This is a genomic window from Enterobacter sp. J49, from assembly GCF_002148625.1.
In the GTDB taxonomy this organism is placed as follows: domain Bacteria; phylum Pseudomonadota; class Gammaproteobacteria; order Enterobacterales; family Enterobacteriaceae; genus Enterobacter; species Enterobacter ludwigii.
This window is the reverse complement of sequence record NZ_MWPY01000042.1, coordinates 1-334: the sequence shown is the minus strand read 5'-3', so window position 1 is coordinate 334 and position 334 is coordinate 1. Positions and strand designations below refer to the sequence as shown.

General features: G+C 61.7%; 1 protein-coding gene. It reads right to left on the bottom strand.

The annotated features are described in order from the left end of the window. A partial coding sequence (locus BJP35_RS23805; protein ID WP_143349643.1) for a mechanosensitive ion channel family protein occupies positions 1–334 on the bottom strand: 334 nt, incomplete at both ends.

The window sequence follows — 334 nt, the reverse complement described above, 5'->3', positions numbered from 1 at the left end:
CACATAGCCGGTCACGCTCAGGATAATGCCGTCCGGCCCCAGCTGGCTGAAGCGCACGTAAGGCGCCGGCGTTTCCAGGATGTTTTCGTATTCGTGGTAAGCGTTAAGCAGAATATTGCGCACCTGCTCCGGATCAATGTCGGTCGGGAACGTCAGCGCGATGGTCACCACCCCTTGCGCGTTGCCCATGGTGGCGTTGCGCACGTTCTGCGAGATCAGCTGCGAGTTCGGTACGATCATGGTGGAGCGGTCGCTGAGCTGGATTTCGGTGGCGCGCACGTTGATGCGCCGCACGTCGCCTTCCACGCCGCCGATGCCGATCATATCCCCCACC